At 30.3% G+C, this 16,688-nt stretch carries 14 protein-coding genes and 1 pseudogene; all 15 read left to right on the forward strand.

What is annotated here, in order from left to right; genetic code table 11:
- The 15 genes and pseudogenes from PH210_RS23685 to PH210_RS23755 all read left to right on the forward strand — a co-directional run bounded on the left by PH210_RS23685 (nucleotide 1) and on the right by PH210_RS23755 (nucleotide 16,068).
- A complete protein-coding gene (locus PH210_RS23685) occupies nucleotides 1–1,377 on the forward strand; it encodes a phenylacetate--CoA ligase family protein (protein ID WP_289988843.1) in 1,377 nt (458 codons plus the stop codon).
- A gap of 119 nt (nucleotides 1,378–1,496) precedes the next feature.
- On the forward strand, nucleotides 1,497–2,888 hold the full coding sequence (locus PH210_RS23690) for a phenylacetate--CoA ligase family protein (protein ID WP_289988844.1): 1,392 nt from the start codon (nucleotides 1,497–1,499) through the stop codon (nucleotides 2,886–2,888).
- 68 nt (nucleotides 2,889–2,956) lie between these two features.
- On the forward strand, nucleotides 2,957–4,249 hold the full coding sequence (locus PH210_RS23695; protein WP_289988845.1) for an oligosaccharide flippase family protein: 1,293 nt from the start codon (nucleotides 2,957–2,959) through the stop codon (nucleotides 4,247–4,249).
- Nucleotides 4,250–4,294: 45 nt separating this feature from the next.
- On the forward strand, nucleotides 4,295–5,473 hold the full coding sequence (locus PH210_RS23700) for a glycosyltransferase family 4 protein (RefSeq protein WP_289988846.1): 1,179 nt from the start codon (nucleotides 4,295–4,297) through the stop codon (nucleotides 5,471–5,473).
- A 59-nt stretch (nucleotides 5,474–5,532) separates the two neighbouring features.
- On the forward strand, nucleotides 5,533–6,714 hold the full coding sequence (locus tag PH210_RS23705; RefSeq protein WP_289988847.1) for an O-antigen ligase family protein: 1,182 nt from the start codon (nucleotides 5,533–5,535) through the stop codon (nucleotides 6,712–6,714).
- A gap of 25 nt (nucleotides 6,715–6,739) precedes the next feature.
- On the forward strand, nucleotides 6,740–7,252 hold the full coding sequence (locus PH210_RS23710) for a serine O-acetyltransferase (RefSeq protein ID WP_289988848.1): 513 nt from the start codon (nucleotides 6,740–6,742) through the stop codon (nucleotides 7,250–7,252).
- A gap of 20 nt (nucleotides 7,253–7,272) precedes the next feature.
- On the forward strand, nucleotides 7,273–8,514 hold the full coding sequence (locus PH210_RS23715; protein WP_289988849.1) for a glycosyltransferase family protein: 1,242 nt from the start codon (nucleotides 7,273–7,275) through the stop codon (nucleotides 8,512–8,514).
- On the forward strand, nucleotides 8,511–9,608 hold the full coding sequence (locus PH210_RS23720) for a glycosyltransferase (RefSeq protein WP_289988850.1): 1,098 nt from the start codon (nucleotides 8,511–8,513) through the stop codon (nucleotides 9,606–9,608). Before PH210_RS23715 ends, PH210_RS23720 begins: the two co-directional genes overlap by 4 nt.
- Before the next feature lie 16 nt (nucleotides 9,609–9,624).
- Nucleotides 9,625–10,779 carry a beta 1-4 rhamnosyltransferase Cps2T gene (gene cps2T, locus PH210_RS23725; RefSeq protein WP_289988851.1) on the forward strand — a complete coding sequence of 385 codons (1,155 nt, stop codon included), beginning with the start codon at nucleotides 9,625–9,627 and terminating at the stop codon, nucleotides 10,777–10,779.
- Between the two features lie 114 nt (nucleotides 10,780–10,893).
- Nucleotides 10,894–12,039, forward strand: a pseudogene (wecB, locus tag PH210_RS23730) (non-hydrolyzing UDP-N-acetylglucosamine 2-epimerase).
- A 130-nt stretch (nucleotides 12,040–12,169) separates the two neighbouring features.
- Nucleotides 12,170–13,048 carry a glucose-1-phosphate thymidylyltransferase RfbA gene (gene rfbA / locus PH210_RS23735; RefSeq protein ID WP_289988852.1) on the forward strand — a complete coding sequence of 293 codons (879 nt, stop codon included), beginning with the start codon at nucleotides 12,170–12,172 and terminating at the stop codon, nucleotides 13,046–13,048.
- Between the two features lie 15 nt (nucleotides 13,049–13,063).
- On the forward strand, nucleotides 13,064–13,624 hold the full coding sequence (gene rfbC / locus PH210_RS23740) for a dTDP-4-dehydrorhamnose 3,5-epimerase (protein ID WP_289988853.1): 561 nt from the start codon (nucleotides 13,064–13,066) through the stop codon (nucleotides 13,622–13,624).
- A gap of 3 nt (nucleotides 13,625–13,627) precedes the next feature.
- Nucleotides 13,628–14,482, forward strand: coding sequence for a dTDP-4-dehydrorhamnose reductase (gene rfbD, locus PH210_RS23745; protein ID WP_289988854.1), 855 nt, complete (start codon nucleotides 13,628–13,630; stop codon nucleotides 14,480–14,482).
- Nucleotides 14,482–15,507 (forward strand): dTDP-glucose 4,6-dehydratase, encoded by a 1,026-nt coding sequence (rfbB, locus tag PH210_RS23750; RefSeq protein ID WP_289988855.1) that lies wholly within the window; start codon nucleotides 14,482–14,484, stop codon nucleotides 15,505–15,507. Before rfbD ends, rfbB begins: the two co-directional genes overlap by 1 nt.
- A 114-nt stretch (nucleotides 15,508–15,621) precedes the next feature.
- Entirely contained in the window at nucleotides 15,622–16,068 is a 447-nt protein-coding gene (locus tag PH210_RS23755; RefSeq protein ID WP_289988856.1) for a VanZ family protein, read from the forward strand.
- Nucleotides 16,069–16,688: the final 620 nt, after the last annotated feature.

Below are 16,688 nucleotides of genomic sequence, written 5' to 3' on the forward strand. Positions count from 1 at the left end.
ATGAAACATTCTTTGAAAGAACTACCAATTAGCCTGAAAATGCCATTATTGTACACAGCATCAATTATTCCTAAAAATCTATTAGAAAGTAAAGAATATCAAGAATTCCGAAACTTTTTATCTATTTCCGAATCTTGGGATTCTAATCATATAGAGGAATTTCAATCGAAACAATTGCAGTTATTGGTAAAACACGCATACGAAAACGTCTTATTCTATAAAGAGACATTTGATGCATATGGAATTAATGTTGGGGATATAAAGGATAAGAGAGATTTAAAGAGATTACCTTTAATTGATAAAAAAATTGTTCAAGAGAATAGAGAAAAATTTATTGCTAAAAATTTTAATTATAAAAAACTAACCCCAATAAATACAGGTGGTACAACATCTAGTCCATTGCATTTTTTTAATACTAAAACTACTAATAATAGAGAGGTCGCATTTTTTGATCGAATTTGGGAGAAGTATGGTTATAATGGGCAACGATGCCTTGTAATGCGTGGAAACATTGTAAATGATGATAAACTTTTTCAATATAATCCTTTTAGGAAACATATTCTAATTAATACTCGAAATTTTAATGTTAATAATTTCGATGGAATTTTAGAAGTAATAGAGAGATATAATCCACCCTATATACAAGCTTACCCCTCATTAATTTATTTATTTTCAAAATATATTAATGGAAAAGGATTATCTAGAAAAGTTGGTAATTTTAAAGCTATCTTTTGTTCATCTGAAAAAATGTATCAGTTTCAAAGAGATGAAATAATAGAGGCATTTGGAGTTAATGTTATAGATTACTATGGTCACAATGAGCGTTTAGCTCTTATGGAATATTGTCCAAAGTGTCAATTATACCATGTAATACCGGAGTACGGAATTGTCGAATTTTTGAATAATAAGCGTAAATCAGAAAATAAAGAAGAGCATTTATCTGAAATTGTTGGTACGGGCTTTAACAATTATGCTTTTCCTCTAATTCGTTATAAAACATCGGATATGGTAACTTTAGCTGGAGAAAACCTCCAATGTAAGAGTGGAGGGCTATATTCCAGTGTTAAAGAAATTGATGGAAGATCAGGTGACTTTATAGTAACAGTTCGTGGGGAGTACTACTCCCCGACAGTTGTATCATTCGCATTTGATTATATAAAAAATTTTAATGATATGCAGTTAATACAAAAGTCTTATAGTCACATTGATTTGTTAATAGTTCCAAACGAATTTTTCAATATATCTGAGGGGCATCTTGCAATTAAAGAATTAAAGAATATTCTTGGAAGTGATATCAATATTAATCTTAAGTTAGTAGATCAAATTGATAAGCCATTAAATTCAAAACATAGATTTATTGTTTCTAATATACATTAGGAGCTTACGTTAAACCTAAATTTAATACTTTTAAATAGTTTTTTCAAAATGGGATTTCTATTCTGAAATATTCTCAACTTTTTATAGAAATTAGATTTATTTAGAGAAAGGAGATTATCTTGAAACAGTATATAAAGAAGCTGCCTAAGGAAGTACTGCAGCCATTTAAATTTGTTAGAGATTTAGTTCCTGATTATTACAGATACGGTAAAGTATTTAGAAATGTTTACAATGAATTAGAAGCATGTGAAAAATTAGCAAACTTTCAACATGAAGAGTATCAGTTAAAACAATTACAAAACCTATTAAAATATTCTTATGAAAATGTCAATTATTATAAAAAAATATTTGATGAGCGCAATTTAAAACCAGATGACATAAAGTCTTTCAAAGATCTAACAAAGTTACCTTATCTAACAAAGGACATTATAAGAGAAAACATCGATGATTTAATTTCAAAAAACTGTAGCGAAAAGGACTTGTTATATTTAACTACAGGTGGATCTTCTGGTACACCATTAGGATTTTACGAAGACAAAAAAGTTGCAAAATCTAGAGAATGGGCTTTTACAACTCACCTATGGAAAAGAATAGGGTATGATGTAAGAAAATGCAGCCGTTTTGTAATATTGAGAGGCCATAATGTTAAAAAAGGTATTTCTGAATATAACGGAAGAAATCTTATCTTATCATCGTACCATTTATCAGATGAAAATATAGGTCAATATATTGCGTTAATTGAAAAATTCAATCCGGATTTTATTCAGGCTTATCCTTCTTCGATAGATATATTAGCAAAATATTTAATAGAAAACGGAAAGACAATTCATGCAAATAAGTTAAAGGGTATCATATGTGCTTCTGAGAAATTATATGATATTCAAAGGATTAATATTATAGAGGCTTTTAAAGTAAGAGTTTTTAGTTTTTATGGACATACTGAGCATTGTTGTATTGCAGGAGAATGTGAAAAAAATAACTATTATCATATTCAAAGTGAATATGGGGTTGTTGAACTAATTAATGACAATAATGAACAAGTTAAAGAAGAAAATGAAAAAGGTGAAATTGTAGCCACAAATTTAAATAATTATGTTATGCCATTTATACGTTATAAAACAGGTGACATAGCTATTAATAGTCTCTCAAATTGTAGTTGTGGTAGGAACTATAGATTGATTAAAGGATTGGAAGGAAGAGAACTAGAGCAAATTGTTACACATAGTGGTGCTAAGGTGTCTCTAACTGCGCTTATTTTTGCCCAACATTTTTATGCTTTTAGCAAAATACAAACAATGCAGCTGGAGCAAATGGAAAAAGGGAAAATCATTGTAAAAATAGTTGAACAACAGATTCTTGATCAAAAGGATATATCTGAAATAGTAAATAAATTGAAAATAGCTACAAATGATGGGCTGGATGTTGATATTCAGATAGTTCGAAATATAGAGAGAACTAAAAGAGGAAAGCATAATTTTCTTTTACAGCATCTAAATCTTAAGAATTACTAAAACCAATATTTATTTAATAACATAAATAATTTAGGGAGATAAGGATAACTAATGGAAGGAAAGTACAAGTGAATATTACGAAGCGAAAAATCGGGGGTTTATTCCAACTTGCAAATAGGGTTGGTTTTCTACATTTGTTATCAGCTAACCTTCTAATCCAAATATCGGCATTTGGAGGGCAAATTTTTCTTACAAGGATATTAAGTGTAAATGATATTGGTACGATTAAAGTATTACAATCATATTTGACGATTTTTGTATTGGTGGGTTCTTTGGGACTAAACACATCTGTTTTGAAACTTTGTTCAGAGGAAATCAGTGAAAATGAACAAAAGGGCATTTTCAATATTAGTTTTTTGTTTACAATTATCTCATCTATGATTTTAATTCTTGCTGTAGATTTATTAGTAAATAGCTCAATAATTAAAGTAAACAGTCTTTTAAAGGATTATGTATATCTAATTCCTATTTTTAATCTTACGAATTTAATTTTTGTGTATCTCCAATCACAACAAAAAATAAAAATTATGTCCATAATTCAGTCATATTCAAAAATTTTTATAGTGATATTAAGTACCCTTGTTGCTTTTTGGTTTGGTTTCAAAGGTTATATTTATTCCTTAATCTTTCTAAACCTAGTGTCATTTTTAGGGATACTTGTATTTATAAGGAATGAAGTAAACTTTAAATATATATATAATATCACTAAATCAAAGCTAAAAAGTATTTTTAATATTGGTCTTTTTGCATTTGGATCCAACCTATTAGGCCAACTAATGTTAAATGTGAACATTATTATGGCAACTTTTCTAACGAATAATTCAAAAGAAATCGGATATTATGGTATAGCACAGCTTATTATTTCAGCAATGATTATTATTCCTTCTACACTAGGACAAATAATGATACCTAAAATTTCAAAGCTCTCAAATAACGTAGATGAAGTTAAAAAAACATTAAGGGATTACCGAGTTAGGAATACTCTTTTATGTCTTTTAATTTCATTAATTGCAGGAGCTACTGCTCCTTTTATTATTCCTTTGGTTTTTGGGAGAAATTACTCCAATTCGGTACTATATTTTGAGATTCTATTAATGGGCTTTATTTTTTGGAGTTTATACTCCCCAATAGGTAATACATTATTGAGTGTAGGACGTTCAGATATAAATTTTTATATGAATGTAATTTCGGTATTTTTGAACTTTATATTAAATTATTTATTGATAAGAAGTTATGGGATGTTTGGGGCTGCCGCAGCCAACACAATAACCTATTTAATTACAATATTTATATATAATTTTTTCTTTAAAAAGTTATATATAAATGTTGCTCAAAAAAACATTGAGCATAAAGCTTCCTGACATAAAAGTCAAACTGTTCAATAAATCAAAAGAATGGGAGAAAAAATGGATAGTATACTTTATATTACATGTTTACCAAAAGAATATGGGGGTAAAGAGGATGGCGGTGTGGCAACACATTCCATACAGTTAATATTAAAGGCCAAAGATTATTATAGAGTAGGCGTATATTCAAGTATAAAAAAAATAAGTAGAGTAGATGGAGTATCCTTATATAAGGAAGATAGTAAGTATCTAAAGATACTTAGAATTATATCTGGATATTTATCTGTAGATAAAGAAAAATTTAAAGAAATTGGATTTTTGAGCCTTAAAGATAGGCTAAGAGTCCTTTATCATTATAGTAAATTGAAAAATATCGTTTCACAATACGATGTAGTTCATATTCATTCTTTGCATAATCTAAGTACAACAGCTCTATCATTATTAAAAAGCAGACCTAGGATTGTTGTTACTGATCATGGCTTTTGGCAGGGGGACCTTGAAAAGAGTATTGAAACAGTAATATATAATTCTTTTTCTGCTGATCAGGTGATTTACATTTCCGAATATGCAAAATTAAAAATTGAAGAAAACAAATTAAATACAACGAATATTGTAAAAATCTATAACCCTTATTTAGTAAAAGAACTTGACACTAAATTTAAGAATAACATTAAGGAAAAGTTAAATATTAATGCAAATAAGAAAATAATATTATTTTCGGGTGTTTCCGAGCCTGTTAACAGAAAAGGTTTAGATATTCTATTAGAAAGTGTATCTCAGGATAGTTATTTGAAGGATAATACGGTTTTGATAATTATCTCAAATGATGATGGTTTAAAATACCTTAACCAATATAAAAATTTAAGAAATGTCATTCCTTTAAAACCAATGCCCTATAGTGAAATTATTGATTATTATGCTATAAGTGATATCTTTGTTCTACCCAGCAGAAGTGAAAGTTTTGGTTTGGTATACATTGAGGCTTTATCTTTTGGTACTCCAGTAATAGGTTTTGATAAAGTTATTCAAGAATTTCAAAGTATATATAGTCCAATATATATAGGAGAATCATTTAATCCCTTTATAGAGAATAATGAAGACTTGGGACTAAAAATAAAGAAGGTTCTCTCTAAAAAATTTAATGAAGCTGAATTAAAGGAGAAAACTATAGAATTGTTTTCTTGGGAAAAACTATTTCATAAATTTAAAAATGTATATACTGAATTAGCTAAAAAATAAAATTGGGCAAATAGATTAAATGCAAGTGTTTATTTCCCTAGAGTACTAAGAGGTATAAAATGAATTTTATTGTATCAATGCTGTTTATCTTTCACGAAATTATTGGTGGGAATTTTGATTTATTTTATTTGCTTTCTGCAATTCTAATAATTCTATCCTTTTTTAAGAAGCAAAGGATATTAATGAAGTCATTCAAGTATTTTTACTTAATCCTTTTTTATGGTCTTGTACAGATTTTACTAAGTGACGATATTGTAATTTATCGATTACTAATTAATATTATTAAGATTTATTTAAATATATTCTTATTTATATATATAAAAGAAAAGTTACAGATTGGGACATTATCAATTAAAAAAATTATATATCTTATTTCTTTTACCTATCTATTTTTATTTTTGTTTAGTTTGGTTGTTAAATCACCTTTATTATGGAGGTTAAATGACCTTGTTAACCCATATGCCCCAGTAAGATTAAGATTATTTTATTTTGAACCTAGTGAGTTATCGTTTCATTCTTCATTAGTTGTTATTTTTCTTGTATTTTACTTTATTCAAAGCTCATTATTAAAAGAAAAGATTATAAATATTATTCTATTATTGACTAATGTCTTAATTATTTTGTTTTCTTCAGCTTTAGGAGGGATTGTTTCGTTATTGTTATCCCTTTTATTAATAGCTTTAATAATAAAAAAGAATTCATATAAACGATTATTATTAACATTGTTATTTTTAACACTATCAATTACAACGGTAATTTTGACTATAAAGAGTAATAATAATTTGGTATTAAGAATTAATGATATTTTTAATGGATCAGATGGTTCATTTAATTATCGTTTTACAGTAAGTTTTAATGTTATGAAACAAATGCTTTTAGATACCAATTTTTTAGGAGTTGGTTTTGGTAATCTTAATACAGATGTTATATCTAGCAAATATATTAGTTTCGGCCTAGTTGATATAATCGCAAATTCCTATATGTATTTTATTGCGGAAAGTGGGATTTTTGGGATTATTTTTATTTTAATTTTTAATGCAAAGCTCATGTTGAAAGTAGAAAAAAATTATAAATTAATTGCCTATCCATTACTAATTTTTATTATATTTTATCAAATCGCAGGGGGATATTTCACAAACCCTATTAATTGGCTTGTATATGGAGTAATAACTAATTCAGGTATATTGTTAAGAAACCAGGTCAGAGATAACATTAAAATTATTAGGAATGTGATTAATTAGTTTTTTAAATTCAAGGGTGAACTGAATGTTTAAAAAAATAAAAAGAGACATTAATGTCAATGCAAATATAACAAGTGTTATAGTATTGTGTATTTATCGATTTGGAAATTATGTGTATTGTAAATTTACTTTTCCAATCATAAAACACTTTTTGTTAGCGTGTTATAAAATGTTGGATTTATTAATAATTAAGTTTATTTGTAATGCTGAAATACCTGCTAAATGTGAAATACAAGAAGGATTAAGTCTCGGTCATGGTGCGAATGGATTAATAATACATCCTGGTGCAAAGATTGGGAGAAATGTCGTGATATACCATCAAGTAACAATCGGGATTAACCCTGGAGAATTAGGTAAAAGTACAAAAGCACCTGTAATAGGTGACAATGTTTTTATTGGTGCAGGTGCAAAAATTATTGGCGATGTTTCGGTTGGAAATAATTCTATAATTGGAGCTAATACAGTTATAGTTAGGGATATTCCTCCAAACTCTACAGTTGTGGGAAGTCCAGCTAGAATAATTGAAAAAATAAAATAGATGCAATGGAGGCTGCACTTGTGAAGAAAATTGTAGTTATATCTGATTTTATTGAGGGTCAGCCAGTGGTGGCATCGGTTCGATTTTCGGAAGTCATGAGATATATTAATAAAAGCTACTGCCTATATATTATCAATGATATGAAATATGGTGGCCAAATCAGTGAATTTGCAAATATGAATTTAAAATATTATAGTACTGAAACTAAATTAAGTAATCAAATTGGAGACAAGCAAAACAAAAAGGGGAAAATAGAAAAATTCCTTAGAAATCCCTTTGTTCTTAAAGTTTGGAGGAACATTAAATATAGTAATACCCTATTTAAAAGAAAGAATAAAAAATTATTTCAAGAACTAACAACACTTTTTTCTGAAGAAAAAATTGAATGCGTTTTGGTAACTATTCCTGATATCTATGGACTTTATATATTGAATTTTATAAAAAAACATTACCCCTCAATTCCAATTGTAATAGAAATTAGAGATATTATTAACCATTCAATTGGAAAGGGGAATCCTAGGTTTATATATAGAAAAGCAGAAAAATTAATTTGTAAATATGCAGATGGCATCATAGCATTGAGTAATGGTATTGCAGATTATTACTCTAAATTAATTAGAAAAGAAATGAATATAAAATTAATAAAAAATGGTTATAATCATGAGAATTTTATAGATTGTAAATATAACAATAATTTGGCTTGTAAAAAAGCATTAACCTTAGCACATGTTGGATCAATTTATAAAGGAAGAAACATAGGGGACTTTATAAAAGGGTTAGTATTATTTGCAGAGGAAACGGGGATAAACATTGTTTTTAACATAGTAGGTGTACTTGATAATCAAGCCTACGATGAAATTGATCAAATTCAAAAATCAAAAAATATAAAGGTTAATGTAATTGGTACATTACCACATTCCCAAGCAATTCAAGTATTAAAAGAGTGTGATATATCTGTAATTGTTACTCACAAATCTGGTAGTGATTTTGCTATTCCTGGAAAAACATTTGAATATATTGGTGCAAGTAAACCAATCATTGCTGTTACAGAGGACAATGAATTAATTTCACTAGTTAATAAAAAATACGGGGAATGTGCAAGTCATAATCCTATGGATATTTGTAGAAAGTTGAAGGCAATATTAGAAACAAAGTATGATTTTTCAGATAAGCTAAAGTATTCTAGAAGGAACCAGGCGGAAGAAATAATAAGATTCATAGAATCAACTATCAATGTTAAAGTAAAGGAGGAGTGGCATTGAAAGTCCTATTCCAAACAAGAATAAATGTGTTTGAACGCAGAGGTGGGGATACTGTTCAGTTATTAAAAACAAAAGAATTTATAGAAAAGCTGTATCCTGAAATAGAAATTGATATTATCAACGAACCTGATATTGATCTATCAGATTATGATATTGTCCATATATTCAATTTATTAAGACCTCAAGAAACTGCATTATATGTAGAAAATGCAAAAAGACAAAATAAAAAGGTCGCTCTCTCCACAATATATTGGAAATCTGAAGAGTTTGAAAAGTTGGCTCAAATTGGATTAAGAAGATTTGTTAATAAACTTATCAGTTACGAAAGCATAGAAAAAATAAGAGCGATGTATAGATATTATCTGGACGGAGAAAAACATAAAGGGACATTACTAGTGATTCAGAAAGGTTTTCAAAATTTACAAAAATATATAGTCCAAAACTCTGATATTCTTTTACCAAATGGTGAGGGAGAAATAACGCTACTGAAAAAGGAATTGGAACTCCAGCAAATTTCAGAATATGTTGTTGTACCCAATGCGATAGATACTCATATATTTTCACCTAATAAAATTCCCCAAACTGATAGAGAAATAATATTATGCGTTGGGAGAATCGAACCACGGAAAAATCAACTTAATTTAGTAAAAGCCGTTAAAGAATTACCTTATAAAGTTTATTTAGTTGGAAAGGCACACCCTACTCAGAAAAAATATTATGAGAACGTAAAAGAAGCTTCAGGAGAAAATGTAGTAATTGTGGACGAAATGAATCAAGAAGAGCTAAGTAAATTATATCAAAGGGCAAAGGTTCATGTTTTACCGAGTTGGTATGATACTCCAGGTTTAGTATCTTTAGAAGCAGCTATGAATAGATGTAATATTGTTGTCACTGATAGAGGGACAACCAAAGAGTATTTTGGTGATTTAGCTTTTTATTGTGAACCGAATAATATAGAAAGTATTAGAAAAAGTATAATTGCTGCTTATAATGCGGAATACAATAAAAAATTAGAAAATAGAATATTACAAAATTATACATGGGAAAACACTGCAAAGAAAACAGTAGAAGGTTATAAAAAAATATTGGGATAATTTCTAGGTGGAAAATATGAAAAACATTTTTATTATCGGATCAAAAGGCATACCAGCAAAATATGGGGGATTTGAAACATTTGTTGAGAACTTAACAGCAGAGCAGAATAATAAAGACATAAAATATCACGTGTCCTGCTTAGCTGAAAATGATAAAGAATTCGAATATAATGGAGCTCGATGTTTCAATGTTAAGGTTCCGGAAATTGGAAGTGCGAAAGCTGTTCTCTATGACATTTTAAGTTTAAAAGCAAGTATAAATTATATCCAACAACATAATCTTAAAGATTCTATTATATATATTCTTGCTTGTCGAATTGGTCCATTCATGTCTTATTACAAAGGAACATTAAAAAAATTAGGTATTCAGATTTTTGTAAACCCGGATGGACATGAGTGGAAAAGAAGTAAATGGAATGCATTTATAAGAAGGTACTGGAAGTTATCAGAACGTTTAATGGTTAAACATGCTGATTTATTAGTTTGTGATTCAAAAGGCATTGAATCCTATATCCAATCTGATTATAGACAATATAGTCCAAAAACAACTTTTATTGCTTATGGTGCCGATGTAACCCTTTCAACTCTTTTCGATGATGATCAGGCTTTACAGCAATGGTATTCAAAACACCAGGTAAGATCTAATGATTATTATTTAGTGGTTGGACGATTTGTGCCAGAAAATAACTATGAATTAATTGTTCGAGAGTTTATAAAGTCAAGTTCAAAAAAAGATTTGGTTATTATTTCAAATGTGGAACAAAATCAGTTCTTTCAGGACTTATTGGCAAATACAAAATTTGATAAGGATTCTAGAATTAAATTTGTTGGAACTGTCTATAACCAAGAACTTCTAAAGAAGATTAGAGAAAATGCGTTTGCATATTTTCATGGTCATGAAGTAGGTGGAACAAATCCATCATTATTGGAAGCTTTAGCATCAACCAAACTCAATCTTTTATTAGATGTAGTGTTCAATAAAGAAGTTGGAGAAGATGGGGCAGTTTATTTTTCTAAAGAAGAAGGTTCGTTAGGAAATTTAATAAATAAAGTTGAACAGTATTCTAAAGAACAAATTAATCAACTTGGTGAAAAAGCAAAATCCCGCATAATTAACGAATATTCTTGGGATAAAATTGTTAGTGACTACGAGAATTTATTCTTGAAATAAACAAAAAGGGGTTAATCTGATTAACCTCTTTTTGTTATTGTTGATGGTGTCTTAATATTTAATATTTTTCACATAACATAATTTTTATTATTTGTTTAAAATATGGAAGTTTAAATGAATAACCATGTTAAAGTAATGACTGTTTTTGGCACTAGACCAGAAGCAATAAAAATGGCACCACTTGTAAAGGAATTAGAAAGAAATAATGATAAAATCAAATCGATTGTAGCTGTTACAGCACAACACAGAGAAATGTTGGACCAAGTATTAAATATTTTTGATATTTCCCCTGAATATGATTTAAATATAATGAAAGACAGACAAACATTAGTCGATGTTACAATGCGTAGTTTAGAAGGTTTAAACGAAATTTTCCAAAAGGTTAAACCTGACATTGTATTAGTTCACGGTGACACGACCACCACTTTTGTAGCAAGTTTGGCCGCGCTCTATAATTCAATTCCTATCGGTCATGTAGAAGCGGGGCTTCGGACAAGAAATAAATATTCCCCATACCCAGAAGAAATGAACAGGTAACTTACTGGTGTATTGGCAGATTTACATTTTGCACCAACAAATAAATCCAAGGAAAATCTTTTAGCAGAGGAAAAAGGGGAAGAAGCCATTTTTATTACTGGAAACACGGCAATTGATGCTTTAAAGACAACAGTTAAATCTAATTACACGCATCCCGTTTTAGATAAATTAGGGTACGATAGATTAGTCTTGATGACGGCACATCGTCGAGAAAATATTGGACAACCAATGGAAAATATGTTTAATGCAATTAAAAGATTAGTTGATATGCACAAAGATATACAAGTAGTATATCCAGTTCATATGAATCCCGTAGTACGTGAAATAGCAAATAGTGTTCTTGGTGAAAATGACAGAATCCATTTAATAGAGCCGTTAGACGTTATTGATTTCCATAACTTTGCCTCAAGAGCGTATCTAATACTAACCGACTCTGGTGGTGTACAAGAAGAAGCTCCATCATTAGGAGTGCCTGTCTTAGTAATTAGGGATACAACCGAGCGTCCTGAAGGAGTATCAGCTGGTACGTTAAAATTAGCAGGTACAGAAGAAGAAGATATTTTTAATTTAGCAAATGAGCTTTTATCTAACAAAAGTGCTCATGACCAAATGGCTAAGGCTTCTAATCCATATGGGGATGGGAATGCTTCAAAAAGAATCGTTAACGCAATTCTTTACTGGAAGGGGATTTTTGTAGAGAGGCCAAGTGACTTTGAAGTGTAAGTAAATTCATTTCAATTTCTCAAGGGGACATTATAAGCGGTTTGAATTGTTATTGAAAATTAATTCAATAGTAGTGGATATCGTCCAAAATTTAATGGTCTTAAAAAATGAAAGGTGATGTTATATTTAAATGAAGGGAATTATTCTTGCAGGTGGAAGTGGGACGCGACTATATCCATTAACAATGGTGACAAGTAAACAACTTTTACCAATCTATGATAAACCAATGATTTTTTATCCACTTTCAACATTGATGCTCGCCGGAATTCGTGATATTTTAATCATTTCTACTCCTGAGGATACACCACGTTTTCAGGCATTGTTAGGAGATGGTTCTCAGTTTGGTATAAATCTTCAATATAGAGTTCAACCAAGCCCGGATGGTTTAGCCCAGGCTTTTTTAATTGGGGAAGAGTTTATAGGTAATGATTCAGTTGCAATGATTTTAGGTGACAATATCTACTATGGTAGTGGTATGCGAAAAATGCTTCAACGAGCAGCGCAAAAGGAAACAGGAGCAACAGTTTTTGGATATCATGTACAAGATCCCGAGCGTTTTGGAGTAGTTGAGTTCGATAAGAATGGCAAAGTATTAAGTATTGAAGAAAAACCAGAAATTCCAAAATCCAATTATGCTGTTACTGGTTTATATTTCTATGACAATAAGATTGTAGATATTGCAAAAAATGTCAAGCCTTCATCACGTGGAGAATTAGAAATTACCTCAGTTAATGAAGCATATTTACAACTGGGCGAACTCGAGGTAGAACTTCTTGGTCGAGGTTTTACGTGGTTAGACACAGGGACACATCAAAGTTTGGTGGAAGCAACCAATTTTGTTAAGACTATTGAGGAACATCAAGGTATTAAAATCGCAGCTCCTGAAGAAATTGCTTATATTAATGGCTGGATTGGGATAGGAGAATTACTAGAATCTGGTGAAAAATTCTCTAAAACAGGTTATGGTCAATACCTATTGAAAGTAGCAAATGGAAGCATAAAGTACTAAATAGAGGTGTTATTAGTGAATGTAATTGAATCTTCCTTACAGGGAGTAAAGATCATTGAACCCAAGGTATTTGGTGATCATCGTGGCTGGTTCATGGAAACCTATAGTGTAGCAACATTTAAAGAAGCGGGTATCGGAATTAATTTTGTTCAAGATAATCAGTCTTTTTCTGCATCAAAAGGCACATTAAGAGGTTTACATTACCAACTTAATCCAAAAGCTCAAATTAAACTGGTTCGTTGTACAAAAGGTGCTATATTTGATGTAGCGGTAGATATTCGAAAGGGAAGTCCAACTTTCGGTAAATGGTTTGGTATTGAACTAAGTGCGGAAAATAAAAGGCAATTATTAATTCCAAAGGGATTTGCACATGGTTTCATGACATTAACAGACGATGTAGAAGTTCAATATAAAGTGGACGAATTGTATGCTCCAGAATGTGATCGGGGCATTATCTGGAATGATCCTTCTATTGGAATTGAGTGGCCAATAGAAATTACACCTGTTTTGTCAGCGAAAGATGAGAAAGCACAACTATTAGCAGATGCTGAAAATAACTTTATTTATGGAGAGTAATCAATGAAAATTCTAGTAACTGGCTATACTGGACAGCTTGGGTATGATGTTGTACGTGAAGGTTTAGACCGTGGTTTAGATATGGTTGGTGTTGGTTCAAAAGATTTGAACATAACGGATGAAAGCTCAGTTTACCAGTATGTACAGGAGGTAAATCCCGATGCGATTATTCATTGTGCGGCATATACAGCCGTTGACAAGGCGGAAGACGATAGAGAGAGTTGCTGGAAGGTAAATGTTGAGGGCACAAAGTACTTAACGAATGCAGCAAAAAAGATAAATGCAAAATTTATGTATATCAGTACTGACTATGTATTTGATGGTATGGGAGAAACTCCTTTTATTGAAACAGATAATCCCAACCCGATTGGATATTACGGTCGTACTAAGTATGAAGCTGAAAAAGTTGTGGAGTCTCTTTTATCAGAAGCGTTTATTGTTAGAATATCCTGGGTTTTTGGTATAAATGGTAATAATTTTGTGAAAACGATGTTAAGGTTATCGGAAACTTGTAATGAATTAGATGTAGTAGGTGATCAAATAGGATCTCCTACTAATACCTATGATTTATCACGTCTACTATTAGACATGATTCAAACCGATAAATTTGGTGTTTATCATGCAACAAATGAGGGATATTGTAGTTGGGCCGAATTTGCAAAAGAAATCTTTCTTCTTGCAGACAGACCGGTTAAAGTGAATTCGATAACAACAGAAGAATATCCAACTAGAGCAATTCGTCCAAAAAACTCCCGATTGTCTAAGCAAAAATTAATTGATAATGGTTTTAAACCCTTACCCTACTGGCAGGAATCATTAAAACAATATTTAAATGCATTAAAACATGAGGTGAAATAATGGCTAGAAAAAAGATATTGGTAACGGGCGGAGCAGGATTCATAGGTGGGAACTTTGTACAATATATGGTTAATAAATATCCTCATTATGATATTTTTAATCTTGATCTATTAACATATGCTGGTGATTTAACAAAGCACCGTGAAATCGAAAAGAAAGATAACTACTTTTTCGTAAAGGTTGATATTGCAGATCGTGAATCGATTATGTCACTCTTTGAAAAGGAAAAGTTTGATTATGTGGCTCACTTTGCAGCTGAGAGCCATGTGGACCGCTCAATAACTGAGCCAGGAATATTTGTGCAAACCAATGTTTTAGGAACGCAAGTATTATTAGATGCTGCAAAGCAGATTAATGTAACTAAGTTTGTTCATGTTTCAACAGATGAAGTATATGGCGAATTAGATATTGACCCAACTACATTCTTTACAGAAGAAACTCCTTTACAACCAAATAGCCCATATAGTGCAAGTAAGGCTTCATCTGATTTACTGGTACGTGCTTATCATGAAACGTTTGGCCTTCCTATGAACATTACACGTTGTTCAAATAATTATGGACCGTTTCATTTTCCAGAGAAGTTAATTCCATTAACAATTTCTCGTGTTCTTAATGATGAAAAAGTACCAGTATATGGAGATGGTAAGAATATCCGTGACTGGTTACATGTAATAGATCACTGTGCAGCTATTGACCTTGTTTTACATAAAGGTATTAATGGCGAAGTCTATAATGTTGGCGGTCATAATGAACGGAAAAATATAGAAGTTGTTAAAACGATTATTTCCACCTTAGGAAAATCAGAAGACCTGATAGAATTTGTTACGGATCGACTGGGGCATGATAAACGTTATGCTATAGATCCTACTAAATTGGAGAAGTTAGGTTGGAAGCCAAATTATACATTTGAAACTGGGATTGCCCAAACCATTGATTGGTACCTAAATAATAAATTGTGGTGGGAGCAAATTATTAATGGGGAATATCAGAATTACTTTAAGAAGCAGTATTCTCTAAATAAATAATATTTTAAAAGTATTTGCCCATATATCAACCATAGAGGTCTAGAACTCCCCTTTGCCAGCTTTGTTGGCAAAGGTGGATTTTTTATATGAAATAACGAGGAGGAATTTTTATAAATGAAAAAGAAAAGATGGTGGACAGTTGCAGCACTCGTCTGGATGACCTTGATATTTTGCTTTACCCAGCTTCCTTACTTTACAGGCGAAAATACCTCAAAAGCAATAAATAAGGTGGTGGTAACAGAGCATAATACTATCAATACTCCTAATGCTGACAATAAAGATATCAATGTTTTAAACATTTTAGTTAGAAAATCAACACATGTTACCGTTTTTGGTATTCTTGCGATATTATTATTTAAATCTTTTGAAGTTCACCGTTATTCGTATTTTCTATCCTTGATACTAACATTCCTTTATGCAATTACAGATGAATATCATCAATCTTTTATGCCAGGCAGGGTATCTTCTTTTAGAGATGTTTTATTTGATTCATTTGGCGCAATATTAGCCTTATCACTAATATTTTTAATTAAAGTTAAAAGAACCAAAGGGCTTTTATAAATTGAAGTAGCTAATTTAATATACGTATGCAAAATAGAGCAAAGTACTTTTTAGTTCAAAAGTTCTTTACTCTTTTTCATTTAATTTATTGCAAAAATAGATGAGTAACTAATTTAATCCAACCGAAAAACGCAATCCATAACGGAACACTTAGAGACGTACCCCATAATAATCCAACTAATAGATTCCCTTGCTCGTCCATAAAATCCACTCCTATCAATGGTTGTAGACAGACAATTGGTGTTTTTTAATTGTATTTTCATCACTATAATTGCAAACGCTTTCAATATCAATGGTGCAAATTACCGATATTTTTTTTAATGATAATGTTTGTTAAATGACTCCCTCCAAAAGTTTGAACTTTTTAGAATAAAATGGGAATATTGTATTTTAAATATTTAGATAATTATACTATAATTCCTTGTTTAAAAGAAAGGTATTATATCAATTTTACTAGAAATCTAATTATGGAAGGAACAAGAATCGTTCAAAAGTAGGGAAAAGTTTGGTAAAATATAAATTACTACAAATATATTGATATTGCGATTTAATTCGACATGATCATTTATAAATAATGGGTTTTTAAGGTCATTAATAGTAATAATGTACGGTGTTTTCCT

Origin of the sequence: Paenibacillus sp. BSR1-1 (genome assembly GCF_030403775.1) — a bacterium.
Taxonomy (GTDB): domain Bacteria; phylum Bacillota; class Bacilli; order Bacillales; family Cytobacillaceae; genus Neobacillus.

Excerpts from the sequence above, each read along its gene's own strand:
- PH210_RS23685 (WP_289988843.1), top strand. The coding sequence starts at position 1 with ATGAAACATTCTTTGAAAGAACTACCAATTAGCCTGAAAATGCCATTA.
- rfbB (WP_289988855.1), top strand. The coding sequence starts at position 14,482 with ATGGCTAGAAAAAAGATATTGGTAACGGGCGGAGCAGGATTCATAGGT.
- cps2T (WP_289988851.1), top strand. The coding sequence starts at position 9,625 with ATGAAAAACATTTTTATTATCGGATCAAAAGGCATACCAGCAAAATAT.
- PH210_RS23705 (WP_289988847.1), top strand. The coding sequence starts at position 5,533 with ATGAATTTTATTGTATCAATGCTGTTTATCTTTCACGAAATTATTGGT.
- PH210_RS23755 (WP_289988856.1), top strand. The coding sequence starts at position 15,622 with ATGAAAAAGAAAAGATGGTGGACAGTTGCAGCACTCGTCTGGATGACC.
- PH210_RS23710 (WP_289988848.1), top strand. The coding sequence starts at position 6,740 with ATGTTTAAAAAAATAAAAAGAGACATTAATGTCAATGCAAATATAACA.
- rfbA (WP_289988852.1), top strand. The coding sequence starts at position 12,170 with ATGAAGGGAATTATTCTTGCAGGTGGAAGTGGGACGCGACTATATCCA.
- PH210_RS23700 (WP_289988846.1), top strand. The coding sequence starts at position 4,295 with ATGGATAGTATACTTTATATTACATGTTTACCAAAAGAATATGGGGGT.
- rfbD (WP_289988854.1), top strand. The coding sequence starts at position 13,628 with ATGAAAATTCTAGTAACTGGCTATACTGGACAGCTTGGGTATGATGTT.